This window comes from Mycobacteriales bacterium (assembly GCA_036497565.1).
Taxonomy (GTDB): Bacteria; Actinomycetota; Actinomycetes; order Mycobacteriales; family QHCD01; genus DASXJE01.
In genome coordinates this window covers 1-9,505 of sequence record DASXJE010000123.1, presented here as the reverse complement: position 1 = coordinate 9,505, position 9,505 = coordinate 1, and the positions used below count along the sequence as shown (strand labels likewise).

Genomic DNA, 9,505 nt, shown 5'->3' with positions numbered 1-9,505 from the left:
TGCACAACGGGCTGGCCATCCAGATGATCGACGAGGTGCGCCACTCGACCATCCAGATGAACCTCAAGCGGCTGTACATGAACCACTACATCGATCCCGCCGGGTTCGACATCACCGAGAAGGCCTTCCAGAATTGCTACGCGGGGACGATCGGCCGCCAGTTCGGCGAGGGGTTCATCACCGGGGATGCCATCACCGCCGCCAACATCTATCTGACGATCGTCGCCGAGACCGCGTTCACCAACGTGCTGTTCGTGGCCATGCCGGGCGAGGCCGCGGCCAACGGCGATTACCTGCTGCCCACGGTCTTCCACAGCGTGCAGTCAGACGAGAGCCGCCACATCTCCAACGGCTACTCGATCATCCTCATGGCGCTGGCCGACGAGCGCAACCGCGAGCTTTTGGAGCGCGACCTGCGCTACGCCTGGTGGAACAACCACGCTGTCGTCGACGCCGCGATCGGGACGTTCATCGAGTACGGCACCAAGGATCGGCGCAAGGATCGCGAGAGCTACGCCGAGATGTGGCGCCGCTGGATCTATGACGACTACTACCGCAGCTACCTGGTGCCGCTGGAGAAGTACGGCCTGACGATCCCGCATGATCTCGTCGAGGAGTCCTGGAATCGGATCTGGAACAAGGGCTACGTCCATGAGGTCGCCCAGTTCTTCGCCACCGGCTGGCCGGTCAACTTCTGGCGCATCGACGGCATGGACGACACGGACTTTGAGTGGTTCGAGCACAAGTATCCGGGGTGGTACGACAAGTACGGCAAGTGGTGGGAGCGCTACACGGACCTGAGCAAGCGCAACGGCCACGGCCCGATCACGTTCGAGCCCGGGCTCTCCGGGTACGAGTATCCCCACCGGTGCTGGAGCTGCATGGTCCCGTGCCTGATCCGGGAGGACATGGTGGTCGATGAGGTCGACGGGCAGGTCCGCACCTACTGCTCGGAGACGTGTCACTGGACCGACAAGGTCGCGTTCCGGCCCGAGTACAACGGCCGCCCGACCCCGTCGATGGGCCGGCTCACCGGCCAGCGCGAGTGGGAGACGATGTACCACGGCCAGGACCTCGCTGAGATTGTCAAGGATCTCGGCTACGTCCGCGACGACGGTGAGACGCTCGTGCCGCAGCCGCATCTGGACCTGGATCCCAACGCGATGTGGACACTCGCCGACGTCCGCGGATACACGGTCAACAGCCCGAACGTGTTGCTGAACGAGATGTCTTCGGAAGAGCGCGAGCAGCACATCGCTCGCTACAAGGCCGGAGGCCCGGGCGGTCGCCCCGCCCCCGAAGCCGCAATCTAACCACTCGACGACGCGCAGAGAGCAGCCGGCCCCGTCCCCGGGCCGGCTGCCCCTGCCAGACCGTGACGGAAGGAAAGAGAGATGGGACAGACACACGTCGTCCGGCTGGAGCCGGTCGGCATCGAATTCGAGGTCGACGAGGCCGAGACGATCCTCGACGGCGCCTTCCGTCAGGGCCTGATGCTCATGCACGGGTGCAAGGAGGGTCAGTGCTCCGCGTGCAAGTCGTTCCTACTCGACGGCGAGGTCGATCTTGATCGTTACTCCACCTTCGCGTTGCCGGACTATGAGGAGGAAGAGGGGTGGACGCTGCTATGCAAAGCCCACGCCGTGACCGATCTCGAGATCGAGCTGATCAACTACGACGAGGAGATCCTTCAGAGCGGAATCTCGCTGCAGACACTCCAGACCCACATTGAGGCTATTGAGCCGCTTACGTCCGACATCCGCCGACTCATTCTTCGCGTAGACGACGGCGTCGCGTTCGACTTTCATCCCGGCCAATACGTCGACATCGAGATTCCGGGGACCGGCCAGCACCGGTCGTTCTCGATGGCCAACACCCCAGCTGACGGTGGCCGGCTCGAGTTCATGATCAAGCTGTATCCGGGCGGCCACTTTTCCGGCCTTTTGGCCGACGGTGGCCTCAGCGTCGGCGACGAGCTGCAGATCCGTGGTCCGTACGGCGTGTTCACATTGCGTGAGCGCTCCGACCGGCCGGTGGTGTTCGTTGGCGGCGGCGCGGGAATGGCACCGATCCTCTCGCTTCTACGCGCGATGTCGGAGCGGGGCACTCCTCGACCCGCTGTCTACTACTACGGTGCACGTGGCGCGGCCGACCTGTTCCACGTCGAGGAGCTCGCCGCGCTGGCCGTGCCCATCCCGGGCTTTCGGTTCGTCCCGGCACTCTCCGAGTCGGTGGGAAATGACGGCTGGACGGGTGAGACCGGGTTGATCACTGACGTGGTCGATCGCAGTGAGCCCGATTTGGCAGGCGTCGACGCCTACGTGTGCGGTCCGCCGCCAATGGTGGACGCGGCCATCGAGCTTCTCGTGCGGCGAGGTGTGCCTGAGGCGCAGATCTACTACGACAAGTTCACGACAACAGCAGACGCGGAGGAGAGCCAAACATGAGCACCCAGAGCCCCCCAAAGGAACGTAGCGTTCCTAAGCCGGTCTTCACCGATGCCGAGGCCGGCGCCCGCGAATTCCCGTCGTGGCAGAGCCGCGCATTTAGCTACTTCACGCCGCGAAAGCGCCGCGCGACCGTCTATGAGGACGTCACAGTCGATGTCCAGCCCGATCCGGCGCGATACCTCATCCAGGGCTGGATCTATGGATTCGCGGACGGGCCCGGCGGCTATCCGCAGGAGTGGACAGCGCTCAAATCCTCCAACTGGCACCAGTTCCTCGATCCCAACGAGGAATGGGAACAGACGATCTACCGTAACAACGCCAACATCGTCCGCCAGGTGGCACAGACCGTCGCCAACGCCAAGGCCGAGCAGGCCTTCGACGGCTGGAACCGCAACTGGATCAAGGTCGTGGAGAGCCACATCGGGGCATGGGCTCACGCGGAGAACGGTATCGGTCTACACGTGTACACGGCCATTCAGCGCAACGCGCCGACCAACATGATCAACAACGCCTTGGCGGTCGGCGCGGCTCACAAGCTTCGCTTCGCGCAGGATCTGATGCTCTACAACCTTGAGATCAGCGAGCAGCTCGACGGCTTCGACGGGAGCGCTCACCGGGTCGCTTGGCAAGAGGATCCTGTATGGCAAGGCGTCCGTGAGAACGTCGAGCTCCTGACCGCGACACGCGATTGGGCGGAGACGTTCTTCGCCACTGCGCTGGTATTCGAACCACTAGTCGGCGAGCTGTTCCGCAGCGGATTCGTCATGCAGTGCGCTGCGCTGCAAGGCGACTTCGTCACGCCGACGCTGATGGGCGCCGGCGAGGCCGATACGCATCGGGAGGAGCGCACCGCGCGCCACCTGTTCGAGTTGCTGCTGAACGACCCAGAATACGCCGGCGAGAACCGCCGCCAGCTCCAAGAGTGGCTGGCGAGCTGGGTGCCGCGCAGCCTCGAGGCGGGGCGGCAGCTGCAACCGGTCTGGTCCCAACTATCCGAAAAGGTCGTGACCTTTGAGGATTCGCTGGCACGGGCGAAGGCCCGGTTCGGCGACCTCCTCGATGGCCTCGGCCTCGAATCCCCAGAGGAGCTGTGATCGATGAGTGCACAAGCTGACCCCCGGTTCGAGTCCGACCGGACGGCGTCGAATCGAACCGGTGTCACGTTGATGAACAACCAAGTCGGGTATGTCGTGGCCAGGGTCATGGATGGCAAGCCCGGGATCACGATCGAGGACATGCCGGCGATGATCCGCGTCGACGGCCCGGAGAAGATCGACTTCGACTTCGCCGAACTCGCCGAAGCACTGGGCTGGGATGACTTCGGCGGCGACGACTTCGAGGAGATCATGTCGACTCACTACGGACGCATGGTTGTGCTCGACGACCGCGTGCTGCTATTTGCCAACCCCGAGGAGGCCGCCCAGTACATCGGCTTCGACCTCGAGCCCATCGACTAGACGGAGACACACACGTGTACGAGAAAGACGGCGAGCGCTACTTCATCGTGGACGGGCACATCCACTTCTGGGACGCCAGCCCAGCGAACCAGGCCAACAAGTACGGCAGAGGCTTCATCAACTGCTTCTATGACTATCAGCAGAACCTCAGCCCGCCTGAGTTCAAGTGGCCCCTTGAGAAGTTTGAGAAGTACAGCGAGGAAGATCTGCTGCACGACATCTTTGAGGTCGGCTACGCCGATGTCGCGATCTTCCAGCCAACGTATCTGACCGACTTCTACACGAACGGGTTCAACACCACTCAGCAGTGCGCGGCGGTGGCCGAGAAGTATCCCGGGAAGTTCATCGTCAATGGCGCGTTCGACCCGCGGGACGGCGAGGCCGGCCTTGAGGCGCTCGAGGCCCTGGTGAGCCGGTATCAGCTCAAGGGCGTAAAGCTCTACACGGCCGAGTGGAAGGGGGACTCGCGAGGCTGGCGACTGGACTCGCCCGAGTCCTATCGCTACCTCGACAAGTGCCGGGAGCTCGGGGTGCGCAACGTGCACATCCACAAGGGCCCGACCATCTGGCCGCTCAATCGGGATGCGTTCGATGTCTCGGACGTCGACGACGCGGCCACCGATTTTCCCGAACTGAACTTCATCGTCGAGCATCTGGGGCTGCCGCGGCTGGAGGACTTCTGCTGGATCGGCACTCAGGAGCCCAACGTGTACGGCGGCTTCTCGGTGGCAATGCCCTTCATCTATACGCGGCCGCGCTATTTCGCGCAGATCATCGGCGAGCTGTGCTATTGGCTTGACGAAAACCGGCTCCTCTTCGGCAGCGACTACGCGATCTGGCAGCCGAAATGGCTGGTCGAGCGGTTCGTCGACTTTCAGATCCCGGACGACATGCTCGGCGAATACGCTCCGCTCACGCCGGATGTGAAGCGCAAGATTCTCGGCCTGAACGCCGCCAGGCTGTACGACATCGAGGTGCCGGCGGAGCTTGCCCTGGACGCCGTCGCCACGACGGGGGCCGTGATCGGCTCGGAGCCTGTGAGTCCGGCATGACGACGACCGCGCAGGAGGTCCTGGGCGCCCTCGCCGAGGTCCGGGACCCAGAGCTCGATGAGCCTCTGACGGACCTGGGGTTCGTCGCCGGAGTGCACGTCGAGGAAGGACGCGTGGCCGTGCGCCTTCGGCTGCCGACGTACTTCTGCGCGCCCAACTTCGCGTGGCTGATGGTCCAAGGCGCACGGTCGGCAGTGCTCGCACTGGACGGAGTCCAGGAAGCTGTCGTGAAGCTCGAAGATCACTCCGCAGCGACCGAGATCAACCGTGGCGTGAGCCGGGGCGCGGGCTTCGCGCAGACATTCGCCGGCGAGACCACGGGTGAGCTGGGCGAGCTGAGCGAGACGTTCGCGCGCAAGGCGTTCGTAGCTCGCCAGGCCCGGCTGTGCGACTCACTGCTGCGCGCCGGTCAGACGCCGCACGAGGTGGTGGGGCTGCAGCTCTCCGATCTGGAGCCCGGTCCCGACCAGGCACGCTGCGTCGTCCTGCGCGCGCAACTGGGGATTGACGCCTCCCCCGAAGCGCCGGCGTTCGTCTCGCCCAAGGGCCGGGCGTTCGACGCGTCAGAACTGATGCGCTGGTTGCGCATCGCCCGCCTGGTGCGGCTCAGCGTCGAGGGCAACGCCGGGCTCTGCCGGGCGCTGCTGAAGACGAGATACGGAATCCGAGACCCCGAGGAGGTGGCGGTGTGAGAGCGGCAAGGCTTCACCAGTACCACGAACAGCTTCGCGTGGAAGAGGTGCCGGAGCCAACCATCACCGATCCCCACGATGTGATCGTGAGGATTGGAGGCGCGGGCCTATGCCGAACCGACCTCCACATCCAAGAAGGGCAGTGGGCCGAGAAGGCAGGGGTCACACTGCCCTACACCCTCGGACACGAGAACGCGGGTTGGGTTTACGAGCTCGGTTCGGCGGTCACGAACGTGGAACTGGGCGACACGGTGATCGTGCACCCGCTCGTTACATGCGGGCTGTGCCGCGCTTGCCGCGCGGGCGACGACGTGCACTGCGCCAACAGCACGTTCCCCGGCATATCGAGCAACGGTGGGTTTGGCGACCTGCTGAAGACCACCGCCCGGGCTGTCGTGAAGTTGCAGCCGACGCTGCATCCCAAGGACATCGCAGCGCTGGCGGACGCCGGGCTCACCGCGTACCACGCGGTCAAGAAGGCTGCGGCACTGCTCTACCCCGGCACGCGCGTGGTGGTAATTGGCGCCGGCGGTCTCGGCCACATCGGCGTCCAGTGCCTGCGCGCGCTGACGCCGGCGGAGATCATCGTCGTCGATCCCTCTGAGCGGGCGCTCGCCCTCGCCAGCGAGCTAGGCGCCGATCGGACCGTCCCGGTGGACGGCAACCATGTTCACACCGTGGGCGAGCTGACGGACGGCGACGGCGCGGAGGCAGTCATCGACTTCGTGGGAGATCGCGGCACCACCCAGGACGGAGTCGCAATGCTGCGTCAGGCTGGCTCCTACTTCGTGGTTGGCTACGGCGAGAACATCGAGGTGCCGACGATCGACATCATCTCACGCGAGATCTCGTTCATCGGCAACCTCGTCGGCTCCTACAACGACCTCGATGAGCTGATGACCCTGACTGCGCAGGGCAAGGTCAGCCTGCATACGACGACCTATCCACTTGACGCCGTCAACGATGCGATGGCGGAGTTGCAGAATGGGCGGCTGCGCGGCCGAGGGATTCTCCTCCCCGCGAGCGGCTCGATAGAGGGAGGACCCAGCGTCTAGTCCGCGTGCAGGAGGACCCCAGTCGCCGCGAACGCTCCTCGGGCTATCAGGCCGCTCGGGACCGTCGGATGCTGGACGAGCGGAGGTCATCCCGCGGCCCACTTCGCTCACTCCCGCCGCCCGCCGCCGCGGCGATCTCGCGAACCGCATCGAGGAGATCCTGAGCCTCGGCCTCGAACCTCCGCATCAACGTCGATAGCCCCAGCACGGCGAGAAACCGCCCGCGGGCGTCGAGTATGGGCGCGGCAATAGTGCAGAATTCGGCGTCGAACTCGCCGCGATCGACCGCGAACCCGTTGCGTCGCACCTTCTCAAGCTCAGACATCAGCGCGTCTGTCGAGGCGATCGTATGGGGCGTATAGCGCCAAAGGCCGCGCTCGATATAGCGCCGGCGGCTGCCCTCGGGCAGCAACGACAGCACCACCTTGCCCATCGCCACCGTATGAGCGTTACCGCCGATTCGCGGCTCAAGCCCTGGGACCCGGGGAATGCCTTGCCGGCCGGAGACGGCAATGATGACAATCGCTCCAGCCTCGACTCGTGCGAGGTAGCAGCGCTTACGCGTCCGGGCGAAGAGCTCATTAACGGTTTGGGAGAGCACCCTACTGTCCGAGGTCATGGACCGCTGAACGCCGAACTCCGCCCCGGCGCGCAGCTGGTAGCCGCAGCCTCGCTGGTGGTAGGCGAATCCCTCCTCGTCGAGGCTGGCGAGGAGACCGTAAGCCGTCGAGACACTCTTGCCGAGCTCCGCCGCGACGTCGCGCGCACTAACGCCCTCGGGATGGAGCGCCATGTACGAGAGGACCTTCAGCACCGCTCGAGCTGTGCTCAGGCCCCGCGCCGCGGCGGCGGTCTGGTCTGCGCCGGACTGGTCGGAAGAGGCCCCAGCAAGAGCGACCACCTGCCTGGAGGAGCCGGTGCGGTGGTCATTGCTCACCATTGCTGACTTCCACCATCTTCGATCGGCCTCGGCGAGCAGCTCAGAACCGCACTTTCGAGGCGGCTGATCAGTTCGGGGTAGACGTCCGAAGCACGCTCCCCGCCGTCCAGAACGGCCAGATAGGTCCGGAGCGCGAGCGCGGTATCTGCCTGCACGGCGTCCCACCACCGCTCATATGCCTCCGACACCCGGGCGCACTCTTCGCGCCAATCGACTTGTGCATCCATGACGTCATCGTCCGTTCGCCGCGGAAGTGACCTGGTTTCGACCGGGTTAGGAAGCACGCGTTACCCGGATGCGGTGCTCGGAGAGGTCCCCCGGCCAGTCGTCGAACGAGTCGCCGGCCGGCAGATGGGGATTTTGCCTTCGCGTAGGGTCATCTTTCGCGGGGTCGCTATGTGAATGAGTGCCCAATGTGGCACCCTGCAGGTAGTCGACCGGCAACTGGCTTCGCGGCGATCAGTCGGGAGGCTCGAAGGTGAGCCGCGCGCCCAATCAGCGCCTCAAAGGGGGCCCGCCGGCCTCGGTCGCTCAAGCCGCCGGCCCCCGCTACCTCCGCCCCGGTCTTACGGGGAGGCGTTAGTGCTACATGCGGTCGCCACCGTGGACACGCAGACTGTCGTCCCGCCGTTGAAGACCGAGCCAATGACGGTCGGGCCGATGGCCACGCCGATGGAGCCAATCGAGGGTCCGACAAAGGACAGGGGTGCCGGCTGGAACGCCGGGAGGCTGCCCAAGGATGGCAGGGCAGGAAGCGGTGGCACCGCCGGCCACGTGGGCGTGGCCGCGCTCGCCCCGGCGACCGGACCGGCCATCGCCAGCGCAGCAACGACGCCTGTCGCCGACACCGCGCACCGCTTGATCGCACTCATCCGTCTGTTCATAGCCAATTTCCTCCTGAGGGCCTTGTCGCCAGTGGCGTGCAAAGGCAAATTTGACAGTCACGGCATCGGTCAGTGGTCAGCGTCCGCTGGGCGGTCGCCAGGGTCGCTGGCCTGATCCCATGTTGAAACGGTGCCGGGCGACGGCGCGCGGTCGGCTGTCCAAGCGTTCAGTTTCGGACCGGTCGATCGGCCCACAGGGCGGAGGTAGGACATCGAGACGCTCCGGACCGAGAACAATGAATTGCGGCGACTCCTGGAGAAGCACCAGTGGAGCGGCCTCACGCCACTGAAGTCGCGCGGGGTGTGCCCGGAGTGGTGCGCGTCCTCTCGTTCCGGCGAGCATCGGCCCGGTTGCGCGCTCGCCAAGGTGCCGGCGCACTCGGACTGATCACCGCTGCGGCGGGGTTCGAGCTGGCGAGTGGTCGAACGCAGGCGGCTGCCAGATCCATCCCCGGGACGCCGGGCAGGTTCATCTGGCAGCCGACGCGCCTGCTCATGACGGTGCTCCTGCCAACGACATAGTCGAGTTGCCCCCGGCGCACCTGCGCGATTGCGGATCGCTCTGCGATGTCGATGTGAAAGACGATCGCGTCGAGGCGTCGCGGCCTGGTGCCCCTGTAGTGGGGGTTGGGTCTGACGACGGCCTGGACGCCGCCTTCGTGCTCAGCTAGGTAATACGGTCCTGCTGTCGGCAAGGGTTCCTGATAGCCGCCTTGCGGGGTCGGCGTGCCGGCGGGCAGGACGCAGAAGTACGGGAGGGCCAGGCGCGCCGGAAAGTCGCGCACGGGCCGGCGGGTCCTGATCACGAGCGCTCCCTGGCGGACGGTGATCCCTGAAACGTCACTGGTTCTGTGATCGCGATATGAGTCAAGGCCGATCACGTCGCGCAGGATGTGTGCCGCCGGCGCAGTGGGACCCAGGTCTGGCGACAGGGCTCGGACCAAGGTGGCACGGACATCTTCGGCGGTGACGACC

At 65.3% G+C, this 9,505-nt stretch carries 10 protein-coding genes; 7 read left to right on the top strand and 3 right to left on the bottom strand.

What is annotated here, in order from left to right; genetic code table 11:
• From VGH85_10970 to VGH85_10940, 7 genes are all read left to right on the top strand, one after another.
• Positions 1–1,313: methane monooxygenase (locus tag VGH85_10970; protein HEY2174321.1), on the top strand; the 1,313-nt coding region annotated here is incomplete at its 5' end.
• Between the two features lie 81 nt (positions 1,314–1,394).
• Positions 1,395–2,447, top strand: coding sequence for an FAD-binding oxidoreductase (locus tag VGH85_10965; GenBank protein HEY2174320.1), 1,053 nt, complete (start codon positions 1,395–1,397; stop codon positions 2,445–2,447).
• Complete coding sequence (locus VGH85_10960) at positions 2,444–3,544, top strand: toluene hydroxylase (GenBank protein HEY2174319.1); 1,101 nt, start codon at positions 2,444–2,446, stop codon at positions 3,542–3,544. Before VGH85_10965 ends, VGH85_10960 begins: the two co-directional genes overlap by 4 nt.
• 3 nt (positions 3,545–3,547) lie before the next feature.
• Positions 3,548–3,907, top strand: a complete 360-nt coding sequence (locus tag VGH85_10955; protein HEY2174318.1) for an MmoB/DmpM family protein — start codon at positions 3,548–3,550, stop codon at positions 3,905–3,907.
• A 14-nt stretch (positions 3,908–3,921) separates the two neighbouring features.
• Positions 3,922–4,959, top strand: a complete 1,038-nt coding sequence (locus VGH85_10950; GenBank protein ID HEY2174317.1) for an amidohydrolase family protein — start codon at positions 3,922–3,924, stop codon at positions 4,957–4,959.
• Positions 4,956–5,651 (top strand): iron-sulfur cluster assembly protein, encoded by a 696-nt coding sequence (locus VGH85_10945; GenBank protein ID HEY2174316.1) that lies wholly within the window; start codon positions 4,956–4,958, stop codon positions 5,649–5,651. Before VGH85_10950 ends, VGH85_10945 begins: the two co-directional genes overlap by 4 nt.
• Positions 5,648–6,706: an NAD(P)-dependent alcohol dehydrogenase gene (locus VGH85_10940; GenBank protein ID HEY2174315.1), complete on the top strand. Its 1,059-nt coding sequence runs from the start codon at positions 5,648–5,650 to the stop codon at positions 6,704–6,706. The genes VGH85_10945 and VGH85_10940 overlap by 4 nt, the downstream gene beginning before the upstream one ends.
• Before the next feature lie 46 nt (positions 6,707–6,752).
• Here the strand turns inward: VGH85_10940 and VGH85_10935 are convergent, their stop codons facing one another.
• From VGH85_10935 to VGH85_10925, 3 genes are all read right to left on the bottom strand, one after another.
• Positions 6,753–7,646: an IclR family transcriptional regulator C-terminal domain-containing protein gene (locus VGH85_10935; protein HEY2174314.1), complete on the bottom strand. Its 894-nt coding sequence runs from the start codon at positions 7,644–7,646 to the stop codon at positions 6,753–6,755.
• Positions 7,640–7,873, bottom strand: a complete 234-nt coding sequence (locus VGH85_10930; protein ID HEY2174313.1) for a hypothetical protein — start codon at positions 7,871–7,873, stop codon at positions 7,640–7,642. The genes VGH85_10935 and VGH85_10930 overlap by 7 nt, the downstream gene beginning before the upstream one ends.
• A 935-nt stretch (positions 7,874–8,808) precedes the next feature.
• On the bottom strand, positions 8,809–9,505 hold a 697-nt coding region (locus VGH85_10925), incomplete at its 5' end, for an ABC transporter substrate-binding protein (protein ID HEY2174312.1).